At 65.2% G+C, this 20274-nt stretch carries 19 protein-coding genes; 12 read left to right on the top strand and 7 right to left on the bottom strand.

Annotation, left to right across the window (positions count from 1 at the left end):
• Positions 1–28: 28 nt before the first annotated feature.
• Positions 29–1273 (bottom strand): ABC transporter substrate-binding protein, encoded by a 1245-nt coding sequence (locus tag I6F16_RS11890; RefSeq protein WP_036004928.1) that lies wholly within the window; start codon positions 1271–1273, stop codon positions 29–31.
• An 89-nt stretch (positions 1274–1362) separates the two neighbouring features.
• Positions 1363–2178 carry a putative hydro-lyase gene (locus I6F16_RS11885; protein ID WP_225173718.1) on the bottom strand — a complete coding sequence of 272 codons (816 nt, stop codon included), beginning with the start codon at positions 2176–2178 and terminating at the stop codon, positions 1363–1365.
• 120 nt (positions 2179–2298) lie between these two features.
• On the opposite strand from I6F16_RS11885, the gene I6F16_RS11880 reads away from it, so the two are divergent.
• The 5 genes from I6F16_RS11880 to I6F16_RS11860 all read left to right on the top strand — a co-directional run bounded on the left by I6F16_RS11880 (position 2299) and on the right by I6F16_RS11860 (position 7314).
• Complete coding sequence (locus I6F16_RS11880; RefSeq protein ID WP_036004923.1) at positions 2299–3216, top strand: LysR family transcriptional regulator; 918 nt, start codon at positions 2299–2301, stop codon at positions 3214–3216.
• 32 nt (positions 3217–3248) lie between these two features.
• The gene (locus I6F16_RS11875) at positions 3249–4499 is read left to right on the top strand and encodes a Zn-dependent hydrolase (protein WP_225173717.1); all 1251 of its coding nucleotides are present in this window, start codon (positions 3249–3251) and stop codon (positions 4497–4499) included.
• 12 nt (positions 4500–4511) lie between these two features.
• Positions 4512–5423 carry an NAD(P)-dependent oxidoreductase gene (locus I6F16_RS11870; protein WP_057027083.1) on the top strand — a complete coding sequence of 304 codons (912 nt, stop codon included), beginning with the start codon at positions 4512–4514 and terminating at the stop codon, positions 5421–5423.
• Between the two features lie 11 nt (positions 5424–5434).
• The gene (locus tag I6F16_RS11865) at positions 5435–6508 is read left to right on the top strand and encodes a malate/lactate/ureidoglycolate dehydrogenase (protein WP_036004878.1); all 1074 of its coding nucleotides are present in this window, start codon (positions 5435–5437) and stop codon (positions 6506–6508) included.
• A gap of 164 nt (positions 6509–6672) precedes the next feature.
• Positions 6673–7314, top strand: coding sequence for a suppressor of fused domain protein (locus I6F16_RS11860; protein WP_109144484.1), 642 nt, complete (start codon positions 6673–6675; stop codon positions 7312–7314).
• 197 nt (positions 7315–7511) lie between these two features.
• Here I6F16_RS11860 and I6F16_RS11855 read toward each other — a convergent pair whose 3' ends face one another.
• On the bottom strand, positions 7512–8585 hold the full coding sequence (locus I6F16_RS11855) for a tartrate dehydrogenase (RefSeq protein WP_036025718.1): 1074 nt from the start codon (positions 8583–8585) through the stop codon (positions 7512–7514).
• A gap of 153 nt (positions 8586–8738) precedes the next feature.
• On the opposite strand from I6F16_RS11855, the gene I6F16_RS11850 reads away from it, so the two are divergent.
• Entirely contained in the window at positions 8739–9515 is a 777-nt protein-coding gene (locus I6F16_RS11850; protein WP_036025720.1) for an SDR family oxidoreductase, read from the top strand.
• A gap of 127 nt (positions 9516–9642) precedes the next feature.
• Positions 9643–11061: an amidase family protein gene (locus I6F16_RS11845; RefSeq protein WP_225134090.1), complete on the top strand. Its 1419-nt coding sequence runs from the start codon at positions 9643–9645 to the stop codon at positions 11059–11061.
• A 114-nt stretch (positions 11062–11175) separates the two neighbouring features.
• Here I6F16_RS11845 and I6F16_RS11840 read toward each other — a convergent pair whose 3' ends face one another.
• Genes I6F16_RS11840 through I6F16_RS11830 form a run of 3 tightly spaced genes read right to left on the bottom strand, consistent with a single transcriptional unit; the run spans position 11176 to position 15010 of the window.
• A complete protein-coding gene (locus I6F16_RS11840) occupies positions 11176–12720 on the bottom strand; it encodes a hypothetical protein (protein WP_225173716.1) in 1545 nt (514 codons plus the stop codon).
• A complete protein-coding gene (locus tag I6F16_RS11835; RefSeq protein ID WP_225173715.1) occupies positions 12717–13826 on the bottom strand; it encodes an amino acid ABC transporter permease in 1110 nt (369 codons plus the stop codon). Before I6F16_RS11835 ends, I6F16_RS11840 begins: the two co-directional genes overlap by 4 nt.
• 2 nt (positions 13827–13828) lie before the next feature.
• Positions 13829–15010, bottom strand: coding sequence for an ABC transporter permease subunit (locus tag I6F16_RS11830; protein ID WP_225173714.1), 1182 nt, complete (start codon positions 15008–15010; stop codon positions 13829–13831).
• An 87-nt stretch (positions 15011–15097) separates the two neighbouring features.
• Between I6F16_RS11830 and I6F16_RS11825 the strand changes: the two genes are divergently transcribed.
• The 4 genes from I6F16_RS11825 (at position 15098) to I6F16_RS11810 (ending at position 19158) form a co-directional block, all read left to right on the top strand.
• Positions 15098–15970, top strand: coding sequence for a MurR/RpiR family transcriptional regulator (locus I6F16_RS11825; protein ID WP_225173713.1), 873 nt, complete (start codon positions 15098–15100; stop codon positions 15968–15970).
• 3 nt (positions 15971–15973) lie between these two features.
• The gene (locus I6F16_RS11820; protein WP_225114867.1) at positions 15974–17323 is read left to right on the top strand and encodes an aspartate aminotransferase family protein; all 1350 of its coding nucleotides are present in this window, start codon (positions 15974–15976) and stop codon (positions 17321–17323) included.
• Positions 17324–17335: 12 nt separating this feature from the next.
• Positions 17336–18346, top strand: a complete 1011-nt coding sequence (locus I6F16_RS11815; protein ID WP_036025729.1) for an amino acid ABC transporter substrate-binding protein — start codon at positions 17336–17338, stop codon at positions 18344–18346.
• Between the two features lie 164 nt (positions 18347–18510).
• The gene (locus I6F16_RS11810; RefSeq protein ID WP_225173712.1) at positions 18511–19158 is read left to right on the top strand and encodes an aspartate/glutamate racemase family protein; all 648 of its coding nucleotides are present in this window, start codon (positions 18511–18513) and stop codon (positions 19156–19158) included.
• Between the two features lie 97 nt (positions 19159–19255).
• Here the strand turns inward: I6F16_RS11810 and I6F16_RS11805 are convergent, their stop codons facing one another.
• Positions 19256–19903: a TetR/AcrR family transcriptional regulator gene (locus tag I6F16_RS11805; protein WP_036025733.1), complete on the bottom strand. Its 648-nt coding sequence runs from the start codon at positions 19901–19903 to the stop codon at positions 19256–19258.
• 138 nt (positions 19904–20041) lie between these two features.
• Between I6F16_RS11805 and I6F16_RS11800 the strand changes: the two genes are divergently transcribed.
• Entirely contained in the window at positions 20042–20251 is a 210-nt protein-coding gene (locus tag I6F16_RS11800) for a ferredoxin (RefSeq protein WP_018648108.1), read from the top strand.
• Positions 20252–20274: the final 23 nt, after the last annotated feature.

Here is a 20274-nt window from a genome sequence, read left to right as displayed (position 1 = left end):
AGCGCCTGCTCCGCTGCCCCCGCAGCGCTTACTTCATCGGCCAGATCGCCTCGGCGATCGCGGCCTGCGGCGGGAAGATGGTGACGAACTTGCCGCCGACATATTGCAGCAGCACCGGATCGGCGTCGTTGTTCTGGCCCATGTCGTCGAACTTGACGCGCTTCCAGGGCATGATGGTCTTTTCGCCCGGGATGTCGGTCGCGGCAAGCGCGTCGCGGATCTTCTCGCCGTCGGTCGACTTGGCGCGGCTGATGGCGTCGGCGAGGATGATCAGGCCCATGAACTGCCGCGAGGTGAGGTCGTTGAAATCCTTGCCGGACCTGGCCTTGAACATCTCGTTGATCTTGCCGACCATCGGCCGCTTCTGCGCGAGGTCGAGCGAGAAGGTGCCGCGCGAGATCACGCCTTCGAGCTTGTCGCCGACGGCATCGTAGAGCGCCTTCTCGGAGAAGCCGGCGTCCTGCGCCACGATCGCATTCGGCTTGTAGCCGAGCTCGGCCATGGTCTTGACCAGGAGGATGCCGTCGGTGGTGTAGCTCGACGGCATCAGCACGTCGGCATTGGCGGTCTTGAGCTGCTGCACCTCGGCAGAGAGCGAGGGCGAGTTGGCGCGATACTTGATGTCGGTGACGATCTTATAGGCGCGCTCGCCGGCGATCTTGGTCTGGGCATTGCCGGAATCGGTGCCGAAGATGGTGTCCTCGTGGAACAGCGACAGCGTCTCGATCTTGGTGCCCTTCTTCTTCATGGCGTCGAAGAAGTCGAACATCGCAGCCGAGTACATCTCGTCGTGCGGCGAGGCGCGGAAGTAATATTTCAGGCCGCGGCGGTGCAGGCTCGGCGAGGAATTGTCGGCGGACAGGAACGGGACCTGATAGCGCTCGCAGATCTGGCTGACGGTGACGGCCACCGCGCTCTGGTAAGTGCCGATGACGGCGCAGACCTTCTCCTGCGTGATCAGGCGCTCGGCCTCGGCGCGGCCCTTCTGCGGATCGGCCTGGTGGTCGGCGAACACGAGGCGGATCTTGGCGCCACCGAGGCCCGGCAGGCCTTCGCCCTTCGCCAGCGGCAGGTCGAAATCGCTGTCCTTGTTGATGACTTCGAGCGCGGTCTCATAGGCCTTCTGCGCGTCGACGCCCTGCTGCGCGCTGCCGCCGGAGAACGGATAGATCACGCCGATCACGACTTCCGAGCTCTGCGCGCGCGCTGCCAGCGGCACGAGGGCGGCAGTGGCGGTGGCCCCCAACAACACGTCGCGGCGAGTGATCGTCATGGCAAAGTCCCCTGTTACTGAATTTCGGCTGATCGAATGAAGCGATTGGTGGATGCGGTAAAGCCTGAAGAAGCAGCAGACGCTGCCCACTAAATCACGGCCATGCTTCTGTTCTTGAGATCGGTCACCAGCATCAGGCCGGGCGAATGCGTGATCGCGAACGGCAGTTTCGCGGCGTTGATGACCGATTGCGGCGTCACCCCGCAGGCCCAGAACACCGGGATCTCGTCATCGGCGACCGGCACCGGATCGCCGTAGTCGGGCTTGGCGATATCCTTGATGCCGATCAGATGCGGATGGCCGAGATGCACGGGCGCGCCGTGCACGGCGGGATAGCGCGAGGTGATCTGCACCGCGCGGATCGCATCGGCCGGCTTGAACGGACGCATCGACACCACCATGGGACCGGCGAACGGACCTGATACACCGCAGGCGATGTTGGTGCGGTACATCGGCACGCGCACGTTGTTCTCGATGTGGCGGATCGGCATGCCCTCCTCGAGCAGCGCCTCCTCGAACGAGAACGAGCAGCCGAGCACGAAGGTGACGAGATCGTCGCGCCAGTAGCCCTTCACGTCGGTCGGCTCATCCACGACCTCGCCATCGCGCCAGACGCGGTAGCGCGGCACGTCGGTGCGGATGTCGAGATCGGCGCCGAGCGAGGGGATGTAAGGGCTGCCGACGTCGGACATGCCGATGATCGGGCACGGCTTGGGATTGAGCTGGCAGAAGCGGTGGAAGGCACCGGCATACTCCGCCGGCAGGATCGCCAGATTGCCCTGGACATATCCGGGGGCGGCGCCGGCCGTGGATGCGACCAGCCCCTCGCGGTAGGCGAGCCGGGCCTTGCGACTCGGGAGGGCGTCGGGTGTTTCAGTTTGCTGCGCTGCCACCAAAACAGTCATGTGATCGACCTGCCTATAAACTCGACAAAGACAAGCCAACACCAAGCGTGCTATAAAGTCTAATCTTCGTTTCTAATCAATCTCGATAAATCTGATTTATCGATTGGGAAAATCCTTCCAATGCTGGACTTCAGGTCGATCGAGACATTCCTATGGGTCGTGAAGCTCGGCAGCTTTCGTGGCGCCGCGCAACGCCTCAACACCACCCAGCCGGCGATCTCCCAGCGCATCGCCCAGCTCGAGCGCGAGATGGGCGTGAAGCTCCTGAACCGCGACCATCGCATCGCCTCCCCGACCCCGAGCGGCCGGCAGATGATGGTCTACGCGGAGAAGCTGATCGGCCTGCGCGCTGCGATGATGGCGGAGATCGGCGATGCTTCGGCGATGCGTGGCGTGATGCGGCTCGGCGTCGCCGAGACCATCGTGCACACCTGGCTGCCGCGGCTCGTCAAGAGCGTCAACGAGGTCTATCCGAACCTGTCGCTGGAGATCGAGGTCGACATCACGCCGAACCTCACCGCGCGCCTGCTCGCACAGGAGATCGAGCTCGCCTTCGTGGTCGGACCGCTGTCCGCCTCCGGCGTGCACAACCGCGTGCTCGCCGATTATCCGATCGGCTTCCTCGCGAGTCCCTCGCTCGGGCTCGGCAAGGGCCCGGTGACGCCGGCGGACCTCGCGCGGTTTCCGATCATCACCTTCCCGCGCAAGACCAAGCCCTACGAGGTCGTGCGCGAGGTGTTCGACCGGCCGGAGCTGCCGCCGATCCGCCTGCATGCGTCCGCTTCGCTGGCGACCGTCATCCACATGGCGGTCGAGGGCCTTGGCATCGCCGTGATCCCCGACGCCATCGTCGAGAACGAGCTCGCCGACGGACGGCTGCAGCTGCTCGACACCGATCTTTCCATCGCGCCGCTGACCTTCACCGCGAGCTGGCTGGCCTCGCCCGATGTCGTCGCCGTGGAGCGCGTCGCCGAGCTTGCACGGCAAATTGCGCAGAGCAGCCTCGCGGTTGACGCGCCCGCACAGGCGCGTCATTGAAAAAGGCGCCGGACAAAAGAGAGAACCACCGCATGAGCCGAGCCGCGACCAACCTGCAAATCGATTCCGCCCGCCTGTGGGGCTCCATCCACGAGACCGCGCAATTCGGCGCGACAGCCAAAGGCGGCGTGCGGCGGCTGACGTTGAGCCGTGAAGACAAGCAGGTGCGCGATTGGTTCCGCAAGGCCTGCGAGGATGCCGGACTGGAAGTCCACGTCGACGCGCTCGGATCACAGTTCGGCCTGCGCAAGGGCCGCGATATGTCGAAACTGCCCGTCGGCATCGGCTCGCACCTCGACACCCAGCCGACCGGCGGCAAGTATGACGGCATCCTGGGAACGCTCGGCGCGCTGGAGGTGATCCGCACGCTGAACGATGCCGGCATCGAGACCGAGGCGCCAATCTGCGTCGTGAACTGGACCAACGAGGAAGGCTCGCGCTTCGCACCTGCGATGATGGCTTCCGCCGCCTATGTCGGCGACTTCACCACCGACGACATTTTGTCGCGCAAGGACGCCGAGGGCACCACCGTCGGCCAGGCGCTCGACGGCATCGGCTATCGCGGCGACAAGCCGGTCGGCTTCCAGAAGCTCGGCTGCTTCGTCGAGCTGCACATCGAGCAGGGGCCGATCCTGGAAGCCGAAGGCAAGACCATCGGCGTGGTCGATTCCGGCCAGGGCGTGCTCTGGTACGACGGCAAGATCTCCGGCTTCGAGAGCCATGCGGGCTCCACGCCGATGCCGCTCCGGCGCGATGCGCTGGCGACCTTGTCGGAGATCGTGTTGGCGATGGAGTCGATTGCAACGAAGCACGGACCGAACGCCGTCGGCACCATCGGCGAGGCCGTCATCGCCAATCCCTCGCGTAACGTCATTCCCGGCGAGATCGCCTTCACCATTGACTGCCGCAGTGCCGATGGCGCCATCATGGATGCGCTCGACCGCGATCTGCGGGCGGCAATCGCCGAGATCGCCGCGCGCCGCAAGGTCGAGGTCAAGATCGATCTGGTCTGGCGCAAGCCGCCGACGCATTTCGATCCGAAGCTGATTGCTGCCGTCGAGAACGCCGCGAAGACGCTCGGCTATTCCTCGCGCCGCATCACCTCCGGCGCCGGCCACGACGCCTGCAACCTCAACACGATCATGCCGGCGGCGATGGTGTTCGTGCCCTGCAAGGACGGCATCAGCCACAACGAGCTGGAGGATGCGACGCAGGGCGACTGCGCCGCGGGCACCAACGTCCTCATGCATACCGTGCTGGCGATCGCCGGCGTCGCATCCTGAGCGGAGAGAACCATGCGCGGAGTTTTCGTCGACGCCAATGAATCGCTGGCCGTGATCATGGAGCGGCTGGAGAAGCCCGGCGATCCCAAGGTGCGGATCAACAGGAATCCCGACATCACGCCCGAGCAATATCCTGATATTCTCGACGGCGCCGAGATCGCGATCGTCGACCACACCGCACTGCCGACCGAGGTCGCGAAGAGATGCGCCGGGCTGAAGCACGTCGTGTTCCTCGGCACCGGCGCGCGCAGCTACATGAATCCGGAAGAGCTCGCCGAGCTCGGCATCTCCGTGCATCTGATCAAGGGCTACGGCGACACGGCAGTTGCGGAATCCGCGATCGCGCTGATGTGGGCGTCGGCCCGCGTCATCGCGATGATGGACCGCGAGATGCGGGCCGGGAACTGGCTGCGCGAGGACGGCATGCAGCTCACCGGCAAGACGCTCGGCCTGATCGGCTTCGGCGGCATCGCCGCGGAGGTCGCGCGCATCGCGTCCGGCAGCGGCATGAAGGTGATCGCCTGGAACCGTTCGCCGAAGAGCTATCCGGGGGTCGAATTTACCGATCTCGACAGCGTGCTGGCGAGAAGCGACGTGGTGTCGCTGCACCTGCTGCTCAACGACGAGACGCGCGGCATGATCACGCGCGAGAAGATCCTTGCTATGAAACGCGGCGTCATTCTCATCAACACCGCCCGCGCCGCTGTTGTCGACGAGGCCGCCATGATCGAGGCGCTGAAGTCCGGCCATATCCGCCACGCCGGCCTTGATGTCTTCAACATCGAGCCGCTGCCCGGCGATCATCCGCTGACGAAGCTGCCGAACGTGACGTTGTCGGCGCATTCGGCCTTCCGCACACCGGAGGCGAGCGAGAACCTGATTGAAGCGGCGTTGGTCCATTGCCGCCGGATCGTGAAGGGATAAGAGCAACAACAATGGCCGACTATCGCATCATCAAGGCAGAGTCGCTCACCAAGGCCATCCATGCCATCGTCAGGGCCGGCGGCTCCTCGGACCGCGAGGCCGAGCTCGTGGCCACCAATCTCGTCGAAGCCAATCTGAAGGGACACGACTCGCACGGCGTCGGCATGATTCCGCGCTACGTCCAGAGCGTCACCAATGGCGGCCTCGCCGTGAATTCGCACGTCAAGATCGTGCTCGACACCGGCCCGCTTCTCACCCTCGACGGCCTCACCGGCTACGGCCAGGTGATCGGCCATGAAGCGATGGAGCTCGCGGCCGAGCGCGCAAAGAAGAACGGTGTTTGCCTTGTCGGCCTCTCAAATTCGCATCACATCGGCCGCATCGGCCACTGGGCCGAGCAGTGCATCGACCACGGGCTGGTCTCGATCCACTTCGTCAACGTGATCTCGCGCCCGATCGTGGCGCCCTGGGGCGGCAGCGACGCACGCCACGGCACCAATCCGTTCTGCGTCGGCATCCCGCGCGCCGGCAAGGATCCGATCGTGCTCGACTTCGCCACCAGCAGGATCGCGCAGGGCAAGACCCGTGTTGCCCATAACAAGGGCGTCGAGCTCGAGGTCGGCACCATCATTGATCACGAGGGCAAGCCCACGATCAATCCGCGCTACACCGTGATTCCGCCCTACGGTGCCATCCTCCCGTTCGGCGAGCACAAGGGCTCGGGCCTTGCGCTGGTGTGCGAGATCCTTGGCGGCGCGCTCTCCGGCGGCCAGGTGGTCAAGGGCTCGTCCGACGGCAAGTACAACGTCCTTAACGGCATGCTCTCGATCGTCATCGATCCGGGCAAGCTCGGCACCGGCGAGAACCTTGCACGCGAAGTTGAGAGCTTCGTGAGCTGGCACACCGGCTCGCCGCCTGCCCCCGGCGTCGACAAGGTCAGAATCGCGGGCGAGCCGGAGCGCGAGATCAAGAAGAAACGTCTCGCCGAGGGCATCCCGGTCGACCCAACCACCTGGCAGGAGATCCTGGATGCCGGGAAGAAGTTCGGGCTGGAACAGACGGCGATCGAGAAGATCGCGAGCTGATCGGAGCGAGGCGCGCTCCTCGGCGTCGCCTCGCGCCTCATGACCAATCGCGCAAGAGAGACTGGACGGCGGCGAAATGTCGACGTGCTCGCGGCACGGGTTTGAACCGCCCCGCATGACCTTGCGACAATGCGGATATCCGATTGCATCCGCCCGAGGTTCGCATGCTCTCCCGTCTCGCAAAATTCGTGTCCGGCTCAAACCTTCCGTCGCCCGGATCCGATCTCTACCGGCAACGGCTCGCCATCTACGAGAGCGAGCTTGGCGAGCCCGAGCGCACATTCACGGACTACGCAGAGCGCCGCATCGACATCCACGCCTTCGGCCGCGATTTCGTCCCGGTCTGCCAGGAGGGCTCCGACGAAGGCTATGTCCTTCTCACCAACGGGATGAGCGAGCAACGGATGCACGGCGTCCCCGGCGACGCGAAGCCCCGGGCCGAGCTGATGTGGTACGTCCGCGAGCCGACGCAGGACGTTTGCGCCAATCTGCGCTGGCTGGCCAATCTGCCGTTCATCGACACGACCTGGTTCGGCTTCGGCCATCGCGTCGCGCTTCCGTGGCCGCCGGTTGCAGGAACGGACTTCCAGACGTTCCTGTTGCTCACACCGATCATCGGCCCCGACAAGGAGATCGCCGAGGCGCTGGAGATTGCGGGCGATCCGGTGGAGATCCTGACCGTGAACCTGATCTCGCATCAGGAGCTCGGGCTGATCAAGTCCAGGGGGCTCGATCCGTTTCTCGATCTGCTCGACGAGAACGACTATCCGCCGATATTCGATCCGTCGCGGAAGTCGTATGTGTAGTCGTAGGCCAAAGCACTGCTGCCGTTCCCTTCTCCCCTTGTGGGAGAAGGTGGCGCGAAGCGCCGGATGAGGGGTTCTCTCGGCGAACAATTTTACGGCTGATAGGTCTGCATCTGCGGAAACAGACCCCTCACCCGTCTTCGATGCTTCGCATCGAAGCCACCCTCTCCCACAAGGGGAGAGGGTGAAGCGGCGAACTAATCCACCATATCCGCAACCGCCTTGCCGCACGCCGTCGTGTCGGCATTGCCGCCGAGATCCTTGGTGCGCAGCGTGCGTTCGGCGAGCGTGCGCTCGATCGCCTCGACGATCGACTTGCCGGCTTCCTTCTCGCCGAGATGCTCGAACATCATCGCGCCGGACCAGATCATGCCGATCGGGTTGGCGATGCCCTGGCCGGCGATGTCGGGCGCCGAGCCGTGCACCGGTTCGAACACGGATGGGAAATCGCCCTCCGGGTTGATGTTGCCGGACGGAGCGATGCCGATGGTGCCGGTGCAGGCCGGGCCGAGGTCGGAGAGGATGTCGCCGAACAGGTTGGAGCCGACCACGACGTCGAACCAGTCCGGATGCAGCACGAAGTTCGCGGTGAGAATGTCGATGTGGTACTTGTCCCACTTCACGCCTGGAAACTTCTTGGCCATCGCCTCCACGCGCTCGTCCCAATAGGGCATGGTGATCGAGATGCCGTTGGACTTGGTCGCCGAGGTCAGGTGCTTCTTGGGCCGCGACTGCGCGAGCTCGAAGGCGAATTTCAGGATGCGGTCGACGCCGGTACGGGTCATCACCGTCTGCTGCGTCACGAACTCGCGGTCGGTGTCCGGGAACATGCGGCCGCCGACCGAGGAATATTCGCCTTCGGTGTTCTCGCGCACCACCCAGAAATCGATGTCGCCGGGCTTGCGCCCCGCCAGCGGCGACGGCACGCCGGGCATCAGCCGCACCGGGCGCAGGTTGACGTACTGGTCGAACTCGCGGCGGAACTTGATCAGCGAGCCCCACAGCGAGACGTGGTCCGGGATCTTGGCCGGCCAGCCGACCGCACCGAAATAGATCGCATCGTGCTTGCCGATCTTCTCCTTCCAGTCGTCGGGCATCATCTGGCCGTGCTTCTCGTAATAGTCGTAAGACGAGAAGTCGAAATGGTCGAATTGCAGCGAGACGTTGTGCTTCTTCGCCGCCGCCTCCAAAACGCGCAGGCCCTCGGGCATCACCTCCTTGCCGATGCCGTCGCCGGGAATGACCGCGATCCGGTATTGTTTCTTGCTCATCGAGAACGTCCTTGGTTGGTCCGGCAGTCGCCGCCTTCTGACTGCACTGCAATGGACCAAACGCGGCGGCAGTGCAACGCTGCACTGCAATGTTGACCATGGCGCGGCCAAGCGCCTACTGATTTGATCCTGTTCCCACGAACGAGTATCCCCATGGATCTGCATCTGCGCGGCAAGCGCGTCCTGATCACCGGCGCGTCCAAGGGCATTGGCGCAGCCGCCGCCGAGGCCTTCGCCGAGGAAGGCGCGCATCTCCTCCTCGCGGCGCGTAGCGGCGATCAGCTCAAGGCGCTGGCCGACCGTTTGCGCGCCGCGCACCAGATCGACGCCACAACGAGCATCGTCGATCTGCGCAAGGAGGAGGACGTGGCCCGGCTGGCGAAGGAAGCCGCCGACATCGACGTGCTCGTCAACAATGCCGGCGACATCCCGGGCGGCTCGATCGGCAAGATCGACGAGGCGACCTGGCGGCACGCCTGGGAACTGAAGGTGTTCGGCTATATCAACCTGACTCGCTACATCTACGCCCAGATGAAAGCCAGGGGCGGCGGCGTCATCGTCAACGACATCGGCGCGGCCGGCGAGAAGTTCGACGCCAACTACATCTGCGGCAGCGCCGGCAATGCCGCGCTGATGGCGTTCACACGGGCGCTCGGCGGCAAGAGCCTGGGCGACAACATCCGCGTGGTCGGCATCAATCCCGGCCCCGTCGGCACCGACCGCCACGTCACCCTGCTCAAGACGCGGGCCAAGCACCAGTTCGGCGACGAGAGCCGCTACAAGGAATTCCAGAAGAGCCTGCCGCTCGGCCGTCCCGCGCATGCGCGCGAGATCGGCGACCTCATGGCGTTCCTGGCGTCGGATCGCGCCGGCTATACGTCGGGCGTGATCTACACCGTCGACGGCGGCATCAGCGCCGGGTGGGGTTAACTCTATTCTCGTCATTGCGAGCGCAGCGAAGCAATCCAGGAATGCCTCTGTAGCAACCGGTCTGGATTGCTTAGTCGCCTCGCTCGTCGCAATGACGAGCCCTCGAATAAGGACAGGAGCAAACTAAGTGTCCCAGGATCTGATCCGCGAAACCGCCTGCACCGTCGTCGACAAGCTGCGCTCCGGCGACGTCTCGCCGCTCGAGCTCCTGGACGTGGTGGAGACGCGCATCCAGGAGGTCGACGGCAAGGTCAACGCGCTGCCGACGCTGTGCTTCGATCGCGCGCGGGAGAGTGCGAAGACACTGATGCAGAAGCCGGCCGGCGCGCGCGGGCTGCTCGCCGGGCTGCCGGTGCCGATCAAGGATCTGACCGACGTTGCGGGTGTGTTGAATACGCAGGGCTCGCCGATCTTCAAGGACAACATTCCCGCGAAGTCCGACCTCATGGTCGAGAACCTCGAGGCCAACGGCGCGGTCGTCTACGCCAAGTCGAACACGCCGGAATTCGGCGCCGGCGCCAACACCTTCAACGAGGTGTTCGGCGCGACGCTCAATCCCTGGGACACGACGAAATCGGCCGCGGGCTCCTCCGGCGGCGCGGCGGTGGCGCTGGCAACCGGCATGGCCTGGCTCGCCCAAGGCTCCGACATGGGCGGATCCTTGCGCAGCCCCGCGGCCTTTTGCGGCGTCGTCGGCATGCGGCCGAGCATCGGCCGCGTCGCGCATACCCCAAAGTCCGGCATCGATCGCAATCTCGGCGTGGTCGGCCCGATGGCGCGCAACGTCGAGGATCTCGCGCTGCTGCTGGATGCCATGAGCGGCGACTATGCCGACGATCCGCTGTCGCTGCCGGCTCCCGCAACCTCATTCCTGTCGGCGGCCCAGGCGGGCAAGCGGCCGAGGCGCATCGCCTATTCGCCCGATCTCGGCATCACCCCGGTCGATCCCGAAGTGAAGGCGATCACACGAAAGGCCGCCGAACGTTTCGCCGAAGCCGGCGCCATCGTCGAGGAGGCGCATCCGGACTGGCGCGAGGCGCATGAATGCTTCCACGCGCTGCGCGCCTTCGACTTTGCGATCACCAAGGCCAATCTGCTGCGCACCAAGCGCGACCTGCTCAAGCCCGAGGTGATCTGGAACATCGAGGAGGGTCTCAAGCTCACAGTCGAGCAGCTCGCGCGCGCCGAGGCGCAGCGCGTCGGCATGACGGCGCGGGCGATCGAGTTCTTCAAGAGCTACGATCTGTTGCTGACGCCGACCACGATCGTTCCGCCCTTCCCGATCGAGCATCGCTATGTCGCCGAATGCGCCGGCAAGAGGTTCGAAAACTACGTCGAGTGGCTCGGCATCGTCTACGCCATCACGCTGGCCTGCTGCCCGTCTCTCTCCCTGCCCTGCGGCTTCACGGCCTCGGGCCTGCCGGTCGGCGTGCAGGTGGTCGGCGCGCCGCGCGCCGATGCGCAGGTGATTGCCGGAGCGAAGGTGCTGGAAGACATTCTGGGCCTGCGCGGCATGACGCCGATCGATCCGAAGGTGAAGGACTAGCCTCACTCTCGTGTCCCGGACAAGGGGCGGCGCGCCAGCGCTGCGTCGCAGAGCCGGGACACGAGACCTCACCTCCCGCTGGTCGCCTCCACGCTGGGACGGTTGCTCGGTTCGCTATTTGGCGATCGCGCAGGAGCCGGGATTATCGCAGCGAGGAGGCGTCGATCGCGTGGTGCCGGTCGCCTCCTCGGAGCTCGGGCCCACCGCCCCGTTCAGAATGACCGAGACACGCCATCGATATGTTGTTTGCGGCGTCAGACCGGAATCCCCAAAGCTCGCGCCTGTCACGTCGCCAACCGATTGGAACGCACCATCGGGTCCCGCACGCGAAACCCGGTAGGTTGTTCCGTCGTCTCCTGGAGACCAGGCCAGGTCAGCGCCGCTATCCGACGTATCGATCACCGTGAGCGACTGCGGCGCCGATAGCGAGGGCGCGGTCGCGCCGGCGGGCGCCGCGGCAGCGGCCGTGAGCGCATCCAGCATCGCCTTGATCGCCTTGATTTGCGATCCGGACTTCGTCACGTAGCTATCCTGATGGTTGACGTAACTCCACCAATCCCAACAGGCCTGCGGATTGCTTGGCCAGTATGGGCTGGTCTTGGTCTGCGGATAGAGAATGATCATGCGGTTCGTGTCCGCCCACTCATTGTAGCCGGCCTCATCCACGAATTTGCGTCCGATATCGGCGACGTCCTGCTTGCATCCGTGGAGCGCGACGTGGACTCGACACGGACTGCCCTGCTCGCAATCCCTGGGTACGAACACATAGCCGGTATCGCCCATGCTCAACGCGTCGGGCAGATGCGGCGTGGTATAGATCGATTGATCAAAGCTCTTCACCGAACCTGCAAGCTGCGCGGCATTGGGCGGATTCAGGCGGCCGTAAATATGCTGCAGGATGACGCCGGCCTGGTCATAGCCGCATTGGTCGATATAGGGCGCCGTGTTGGCCTTGCACTCGTTGAGCCCGGGTGCGCCCTGTTTCGCCACGACGAACGAGTGGCCCGCGCCGAGCGTGGCCTGATAGAACAAGTTGCCGCGATTGGCATCCCCCAGATAATGGCGATAGAAATCGGCGGCCGCATCGGTCGCGGCCTTGTCGACGATCGCGTCATTGTAGCCGTGAAAGAGATAGATCTTCTGCCTGCCGACATTGCTGAGAGGGTCGATCTCGCCCGTTGCGGCCTTCGCGTCGGCCTTCGCCGTAAAATCCTTCGGATTCAGATCCGACGCCGGCCCTTTCATGCATGCACCCGTGGCCCGCCGGATCGGCCCCCAGTACCAGGTGACGGCGTCGAACGCGTCCGCCTTTGCGCACCAATAAGGGCCACCCGCGACCACACCGACGCCCTTGATCACCGACGACCATGCCGTGCCGAACTGAACGGCCATGAACGCGCCCGACGAAATTCCCGAAATCGAACTCTCACCGATCGGCGCGCGATAGCGCCGCAACCCCTCCGCGGCGCACGATGACACGCCGAGAGCGGTTGTGAAGATCAGGACGCAAATCTGGGCGGCGGTGAATTGCCGCAAAACGGCCACGCGCATGACAGCCTCGCCAGATCGACCGCAGGAGCAACCTCTGGTATTAGAGATCAAGATCGGAAATCGGCGCAAGCGCAAACAAGCGGCACCAAACCAGAAACCGCCCGTCACTTCGGCGTTGTCGGCGCCTCCAGGCTCCGGCTGTAGCGCGACATCGCGAAACAGAAGACGAAGTAGATCGCGGCCACGAAGATGTAGACCTCGACCGAAAACTGCTGCCAGGCGGGATCGATGATCGCGGTCTTCGCCGTCGTCAGCAGGTCGAAGATGCCGATGATCAGCACCAGGCTGGTGTCCTTGAAGAAGGCGATGAAGGTGTTGACCAGCGGCGGGATGACGTGGCGGATAGCCTGCGGCAGGATGATCAGCCGGTGCTTGCGCCAGTAGGACAGGCCGAGCGCGTCGGCGGCTTCATATTGCCCGCGCGGCACGGCCTGAAGCCCGCCGCGGATCACTTCGGCGAGGTAAGCACCGGCGAACAGGATGATCGCGATCTGTGCGCGCAGCAGCTTGTCGATGTTGAATCCGGCCGGCATGAATAGCGGAAACATCACGCTCGCCATGAACAGCAGGCTCACCAGCGGCACGCCGCGGATCAGCTCGACATAGAGCACGCTGAGCGAGCGGATCGCCGGCAGCTTCGAGCGCCGCCCGAGCGCGACCAGGATACCGAGCGGAAAGCCGACAGCGAGGCCGAACGTCGCCAGGATCAGCGTCACGGGCAAGCCGCCCCAGCGGTCCTGCGAGACGAAGGACAGGCCAAGCACGCCGCCCCACATCAGCACGCTGATCAGCGCCAGTGCACCGATCCAGAGATAGACCAGCTCGCGCCGCCACAGCGCGCGGCGGGTCGAGAGGTAGTACAGTGCGATGAACAGCACGACCGACAGTGCCGGCCGCCACTGCTCGTCGAACGGATAGGTGCCGAACAGGATGAAGCGATACTTCTCGGGGACGATGGCCCAGCAGGCGCCGAGGCCACGCGCGGCGCGACAGGCGCTGGAATCGTTGGTGGGCGTCAGCCAGACCGCATTGGCGATGCCCCATTGCACGAAGCTGAAAATGCCCTTGGCGAGCAGCACCATTAGCAGAACGGTGATGATCCCATTCGGGATCGAGGAGAACAGGTTCTTGCGCAGCCAGTGCAGCACCGGATTGCCCAGCTGCGGTCGGCGAGCGGCCCGGGGTGCATCGGGGATGTCCGTGATCGCGGTCATGATCAGCGCTCCACCAGCGCGATGCGCGCATTGTACCAGTTCATGAAGAAGCTGATCGAAAGGCTGATGGTCAGGAACACCGCCATGATCAGCGCGATGGCTTCGATGGCCTGTCCGGTCTGGTTCAGCGTTGTGTTGGCGATCGAGACCACGTCCTGGTAGCCGATCGCGACCGCGAGCGAGGAGTTCTTGGTCAGGTTGAGATACTGGCTCGTCATCGGCGGCACGATGACGCGCAGCGCCTGCGGCAGGATGATCTGCCGCAGCATGAAGCTGCGACGCAGGCCGAGTGCGTTGGCGGCATCCCATTGCCCGCGTGGCACCGACTGGATGCCGCTGCGCACGATCTCGGCGATGAAGGCGGAGGTGTAGGTCACCAGTGCGATCAGCAGCGCGAAATATTCCGGCGCGAGCGTCAGCCCGCCGACGAAATTGAAGCCGCGCAGCTGCGGCCACTCGACCGTCCAGGACACGCCGAGCACCAGCGAGACCGCCGCCGGCACCACGACGATGAGGCCGAGCGCAGACGGCCAGGCCGGCCGCGGCTTGCCGTCGCGCATCTGCTGTGCGACCAACCAGCGACGGAAGAGGAAGAACACCGCACAGCCCAGCACCGCGGTGCCGAGCACCGTGAGCTGCGGCGGGCCGAACGGGATCGCCGGCAGGATCAGGCCGCGATTGGACAGAAATACGCCCTCGACGGGCCGCCAGGCGGCACGTGCAGCCGGCAGCGCCTGCATCAGCACGTACCAGAACAGTAGCTGGAGCAGCAGCGGGATGTCGCGGAGCGTTTCGACGTAGACGGCCGCAAGCCGCGACAGCAACCAATTGGCCGACAGCCGCGAGATCCCGATCAGGGTGCCGAGGATCGTCGCGAGCACGATGCCGATCACGGCGACGCGCAAGGTGTTGGCGACGCCGACGACGAAGGCCCAGAGGTAGGTATCCCCGGGATTGTAGGCGAGCAGGCTGTCGGCAATCGGTATGCCGGCCTCGCGGCCGAGAAAGGCGAAGCCGGTCGTGATGCGGCGGGCCGACAGATTGGTGACGGTGTTGGACCAGGGGAAGGCGATCACTGCGATCGCGATGCCGACCACCAGGACCTGCCAGAACAGGCCCATCAATTGGTTGCGGCCGAGCACGAAGCGGCGGCGCGGCGGCGGCCTGGGATGATCGGCGGTCACAGCACAACAATCCTTCGTCGAATGCAGCGATTTCCGGCGCGCACGTCAACTGTTGCACCGAATTCGAATTCATGCAACAAATGTTTCATGGCCGAGCCCGCGAAATCCTCGCCCCTGAGCGAACTGCGCATCGCATTGCCGTCGCTCCCCCTGCGCTTACAGGAGGTCGGCCGTTTCGTCGCCGCCAATGATTACGATGCCACCACCCGCTCGATGCGCGATCTCGCGGCGGAAGCCGGTGCCGATCCCGCCGCGTTCACCCGCCTTGCGAAAGCGATCGGCTATTCCGGATGGGACGAGCTGCGTGCGGCGCTGACCGAGGCGCGGCGGCCGTCCCAGACCGCGCCCTTCTCCGGCCGCACAAGAGGCCGCCGTCACGGGCCGAACGCCGATGTTACGCTCATCCTCGACAAGCTCGAGGCCGAGGCCGCCGGCCTTCCGCGCATCCCGGCACAGCCGATCGCGGAAGCGGCGCGCGCGCTGCACGAGTCCAAGCGGATCTGGATCGCGGGCTATCGCAGCTGCCGCAGCGTCGCGGAACTCCTGAACTACGAGCTGCGCCTGTTCCGGCCCGAACAGGTGCAGCTCGTCGGCACGTCCGGGCCCGACGACCTCGATCTCGGCGCGTTCCGGCGCAGCGAAGCCGTCATCGTCATCGGCTTCCTGCCTTACACGCATGCGAGCGTCCGCGTCTCGCAGGCCGCGCATCGCAGCGGCGCGACGCTGATCGCGATTGCGGACAGCCTGTCGGCACCGATGGCCGAAGGCGCCGACCATGTGCTGCTGTTCGAGGCAGCCTCCTCGCCCGGCTTTTTCCCCAGTCTCACGGGCGCGATCGCGATCGCGCAGTCGCTCGCGGCGGTCACATTCTCGCTCGGCGGCGCCGCCGCGAAGAAGCGGCTGGAAAACACCGAGGCGCGGCTCACTGCTGCCTCCACCTACGTCCCGGAGAAAGGTTGACCCATGAGCACTCGCACCAGCCGCGTGCTGCATCGCTCGCTGCGCGAAACCCCGCCAAAGGCGATCGGCGGCGAGGGCGTTTATCTCTTCGCCGAGGACGGACGTCGCATCATCGATGCCTCCGGCGGGGCGGCGGTCTCCTGCCTCGGCCACCAGCATCCGCGCGTGATCGCGGCGATGGCCAAGCAGGCGTCCACCCTCGCCTATGCGCATACGGCTTTCTTCTCCTCCGAGCCGGCGGAAGCACTTGCTGAAACACTGGTCGGACACGAGCCCGGCGGGCTCGCCTACGCCTATTTCGTCAGCGGCGGATCGGAGGCGATCGAAGCCAGCATCAAGCTGGCGCGGCAATATTTCATCGAGCGCGGCGAACCGCAGCGGCAGCACTTCATCGCGCGGCGGCAGAGCTATCACGGCAACACGCTCGGCGCGCTCGCCGCCGGCGGCAATGCCTGGCGTCGCGCTCCCTATGCGCCGCTGCTCTCGACCGCTTTCAGCCACGTCACGCCGGCGTTCGCCTATCGCGAGAAGCGCGAGGGCGAGTCGGACGCGCGGTTCGTCGCGCGCCTCGCCGCCGAGCTCGAAGCCGAGTTCCAGCGGCTCGGCCCCGACACCGTCGCCGCCTTCCTCGCCGAGCCCGTCGTCGGCGCCACCGCCGGCGCCGTGACCGCCCCGGACGGCTACTTCAAAGCGATGCGCGAGATCTGCGACCGTCACGGTGCGCTGCTCATTCTCGACGAGGTCATGTGCGGCATGGGCCGCACCGGCACGATGCATGCGTGGGAGCAAGAAGGTGTCGCCCCCGACATCCAGGCGATCGCAAAGGGGCTCGGCGGCGGCTATCAGCCGATCGGTGCGATGCTGGCAAGCGGCAAGATCATCGACACCATCCGCGCAGGCTCGGGCGCGTTCCAGCACGGCCACACTTATCTGGCGCATCCCCTCGCCTGCGCTGCGGCGCTCGCGGTGCAGGATGTGATCCGCGAGGATGGCCTGCTCGACCGCGTGAAGGAGCGCGGCAAGCAGCTCGAGCAGCGCCTGACCGAACGCTTCGGCAATCATCGCCATGTCGGCGACATCAGGGGCCGCGGCCTGTTCTGGACGATCGAGCTGGTCGCCGATCGCGCTAGCCGCATCTCGTTCGATCCGGCCCTCAAGCTGCACCAGAAGATCAAGGCGGAGGCCTTTGCCGGTGGCCTCGGCTGCTATCCCAGCGGCGGTACCGTCGATGGCGTGCGCGGCGACCACGTGCTGCTGGCACCGCCCTATATCGCCTCGGCGGACGAAATCGACCTGATCGTCGACAAGCTGGGCACGGCCGTCGACAGCGTGTTGCGTAGTGTCAATCAGTGAGGGGAGAGTAGTATGAGGAAAGTGGTTATCGCAGCGGGCCTGCTCGCGGCATCGACGGTGATCGCAGCGGCGGCGACGCTCGATACGGTGAAGAGCCGCGGCACGCTGGTGTGTGGCGTCAGTGCCGGTTTTGCCGGCTTCTCGGCGCCGGACTCGCAAGGCAATTACAGGGGTCTCGACGTCGATTATTGCCGCGCGCTGGCGGCCGGCGTGCTCGGCGATCCTACCAAGGTGCGCTACGTCTCGCTGACGGCTCAGAACCGCTTCACCGCCCTGCAATCGGGCGAGATCGACGTGCTCTATCGCAACTCGACGCAGACCTATTTGCGCGGCGCGACGCTGGGCCTGCGGCAGGGTCCGATCAACTTCTACGACGGCCAGGGTTTTGTCGTGAAGAAGGACCTCGGCGTCAAGGAGCTGAAGGACCTCAAGGGCGCCACCGTCTGCGTCGCGCAGGGCACCACGCACGAGGTCACGCTCGGCGATTACGGCCGCGCCAACGGCATCGACTGGAAGCCCCTGGTGTTCGACCGCGTCGACACCATGTACCAGACCTTCTTCGGCGGCCGCTGCGATGCGATGACCCAGGACGCTTCGGCCCTCGCCGGCGCGGTGACCACGGCCGCGCCGAACGCAGCCGACTACATTGTGCTGCCGCAGACCATCAGCAAGGAGCCGCTCGGACCCTTCACCCGCAATGGCGACGAGGTCTGGAGCGACATCATCGCCTGGCTGCATTACGGCCTGATCGAGGCCGAGGAGCTCGGCGTCACGCAAGCCAATGTCGAGGAGATGACGAAGTCGCAAACGCCTGCGATCCAGCGGCTGCTGGGGGCCAGCGGCGACCTCGGCTCGCGGCTCGGGCTCGACAACAAATGGCTGGTCAAGGCGATCAAGGCCGGCGGCAATTACGGCGAGATTTTCGAGCGCAATGTCGGCAAGGCCAGCCCGCTCAAGCTCGATCGCGGCCTCAACGGCCTCTGGAGCAAAGGCGGCTTGATGTACGCCATTCCGTTCAAGTAAGGGAGTTCACCTCTCCCCGCTTGCGGGGAGAGGTCGGATTGCGCAGCAATCCGGGTGAGGGGGAGTTTCCGCGCGTCCAACTCTCACCTTTTTGTGCCGAGAGAGCCCCTCACCCCCGACCCTCTCCCCGTACGAGGAGAGGGAGAAGAAGCATCGAGCCCCCCATGCGCATCGCCCTTATCCACGCCCTCAAGCATTCCATCGCCCCGATCGAGGCAGCGTTTGCGCAGGCGTGGCCCGAGGCGCGGCTGATGAACCTGCTTGACGACAGTCTCTCGGCGGATCTCGCCCGCGACGGGCAACTCAACAATGCCATGACGGAACGGTTCCTCGCGCTCGGCGACTACGCAGCGGCCACGGGAGCGGATGGAATCCTGTTCACCTGCTCCGCCTTCGGCCCGTGCATCGAGGCCGTCGCGCGCGCGCATGCGCCGATGCCGGTGCTAAAGCCGAACGAGGCCATGATCGAGAGGGCGGTGACCATCGGCCGGCGCATCGGCCTGCTCTCGACCTTTCCGCCGACGCTGGCGTCGATGCCGCCCGAGTTTCCCGCCTCCGTCGAGGTGGTGCCGAAGCTCGCCGACGGCGCGCTGGCCGCGCTCGACCGCGGCGACCGCGCCACGCATGACCGGCTGATCGCGGAGGCCTCACGGAGCTTGCGCGATTGCGACGTCATCGCGCTGGCGCAATTCAGCATCGCCGCGACGGCGCCGCTGGTCGCGGAGGCCACCGGCCGCCCCGTCGTGACCACGCCGGACAGCGCGGTCGAAAAGCTGATGAAGCTGATGAAGCTGCTGAAGGCGAAGGCCTAAAGCGCGATGCGATTAGGATGGATCGTCATCGCGCTTTAGGTTATTGTTTGAGCATGATCTTTTCGGAAAACCGCCATGCACTTTTCCGGATCATGCTCTAAGCGCCGGCCTTGGTCCGACGTCGCGCATCCTTGATCGCGACCGCAAGCGCAGCCTTCGTCTCGTTGACGAAATCCTCGACCAGCTCTTCGCGCGTGGCATGCGCCGCCTCGCCCGTGAACAGGCCCTGCTCGGCCAGCATCACCACGCCGTGCAGCGCCGCCCAGATCTTGAGCGCCTGCCGTTCGCGCAAATAGCCCACGGCGGGCGCTTCCAGAGCTTCGATGACGAGCGCAAAGGTCTCCCGCGTTGCCTCGTGCAGCTCGCTGCCCTTGGCCGCGCAGGACACCGTGCGCGAGGCGAACATCAGGCGGTAGATGCCATTCCGGCGCAAGCCGAAATCGAGCGTCGCCTGTGCGAGCCGCGAGAGCTTCGATTGCTGCGACGGCTTTGCCATCGCATCACGCAAGAGCGCCGAGAGCTGCCGGAATGCTTGCGCGGTGACGGCGGCGAGCAGCGCCTCGCGGTCGGCAAAATGCCGGTATGGCGCCGGCTGCGAGACCCCGAGCTTCTTGGCAAGCGCCTTGATGCTGATCGCCTCCGCGCCGCCCCGCTCCGCCTCTTGCAGCGCGGCCTCGATCAACGCATCGCGAAGATCGCCATGGTGGTAGGTCTTCGCGGGCTTGCGGGCTGGTCGTGAACGCATGTCGGGGCGAAGCCTACAAGTTCCCGCTTGACAAGGGAAGCCCGCCGCGAATGTAATAGTATATAACTTAAATAGAACCGAGATGAGGAAACGCGCCGCCTTCGGGCCCTCGCGCGCACACGACCAAGGAAGCCGAGAATGGCAGAGCGACTGAAGGTTCACGTCGATCCCGACAAATGCCAGGGCCATGCCCGCTGCAAGGCGCTCGCGCCGGAGCTTTTCGAGCTCGACGAATACGGCAACGCGCACGAAGCTGGTGACGGCACCGTCCCTCCGGGACTCGAGGACAAGGCCTGGCTTGCGAAATCCAACTGCCCGGAAATCGCAATCGATGTGATCGAGGAATAGGTGCGGCCGTTGCCGCCCCGCTG

The organism is Bradyrhizobium sp. IC4060, from assembly GCF_020193715.1.
Taxonomy (GTDB): domain Bacteria; phylum Pseudomonadota; class Alphaproteobacteria; order Rhizobiales; family Xanthobacteraceae; genus Bradyrhizobium; species Bradyrhizobium yuanmingense.
This window is presented reverse-complemented; position numbering and strand designations above follow the sequence as displayed.

What these genes read in the sequence shown, in the direction of transcription:
- I6F16_RS11890 (WP_036004928.1), bottom strand. Translation starts at nt 1,273, where the DNA reads ATGACGATCACTCGCCGCGACGTGTTGTTGGGGGCCACCGCCACTGCC.
- I6F16_RS11885 (WP_225173718.1), bottom strand. Translation starts at nt 2,178, where the DNA reads ATGACTGTTTTGGTGGCAGCGCAGCAAACTGAAACACCCGACGCCCTC.
- I6F16_RS11880 (WP_036004923.1), top strand. Translation starts at nt 2,299, where the DNA reads ATGCTGGACTTCAGGTCGATCGAGACATTCCTATGGGTCGTGAAGCTC.
- I6F16_RS11875 (WP_225173717.1), top strand. Translation starts at nt 3,249, where the DNA reads ATGAGCCGAGCCGCGACCAACCTGCAAATCGATTCCGCCCGCCTGTGG.
- I6F16_RS11870 (WP_057027083.1), top strand. Translation starts at nt 4,512, where the DNA reads ATGCGCGGAGTTTTCGTCGACGCCAATGAATCGCTGGCCGTGATCATG.
- I6F16_RS11865 (WP_036004878.1), top strand. Translation starts at nt 5,435, where the DNA reads ATGGCCGACTATCGCATCATCAAGGCAGAGTCGCTCACCAAGGCCATC.
- I6F16_RS11860 (WP_109144484.1), top strand. Translation starts at nt 6,673, where the DNA reads ATGCTCTCCCGTCTCGCAAAATTCGTGTCCGGCTCAAACCTTCCGTCG.
- I6F16_RS11855 (WP_036025718.1), bottom strand. Translation starts at nt 8,585, where the DNA reads ATGAGCAAGAAACAATACCGGATCGCGGTCATTCCCGGCGACGGCATC.
- I6F16_RS11850 (WP_036025720.1), top strand. Translation starts at nt 8,739, where the DNA reads ATGGATCTGCATCTGCGCGGCAAGCGCGTCCTGATCACCGGCGCGTCC.
- I6F16_RS11835 (WP_225173715.1), bottom strand. Translation starts at nt 13,826, where the DNA reads ATGACCGCGATCACGGACATCCCCGATGCACCCCGGGCCGCTCGCCGA.
- I6F16_RS11825 (WP_225173713.1), top strand. Translation starts at nt 15,098, where the DNA reads ATGGCCGAGCCCGCGAAATCCTCGCCCCTGAGCGAACTGCGCATCGCA.
- I6F16_RS11820 (WP_225114867.1), top strand. Translation starts at nt 15,974, where the DNA reads ATGAGCACTCGCACCAGCCGCGTGCTGCATCGCTCGCTGCGCGAAACC.
- I6F16_RS11815 (WP_036025729.1), top strand. Translation starts at nt 17,336, where the DNA reads ATGAGGAAAGTGGTTATCGCAGCGGGCCTGCTCGCGGCATCGACGGTG.
- I6F16_RS11810 (WP_225173712.1), top strand. Translation starts at nt 18,511, where the DNA reads ATGCGCATCGCCCTTATCCACGCCCTCAAGCATTCCATCGCCCCGATC.
- I6F16_RS11805 (WP_036025733.1), bottom strand. Translation starts at nt 19,903, where the DNA reads ATGCGTTCACGACCAGCCCGCAAGCCCGCGAAGACCTACCACCATGGC.
- I6F16_RS11800 (WP_018648108.1), top strand. Translation starts at nt 20,042, where the DNA reads ATGGCAGAGCGACTGAAGGTTCACGTCGATCCCGACAAATGCCAGGGC.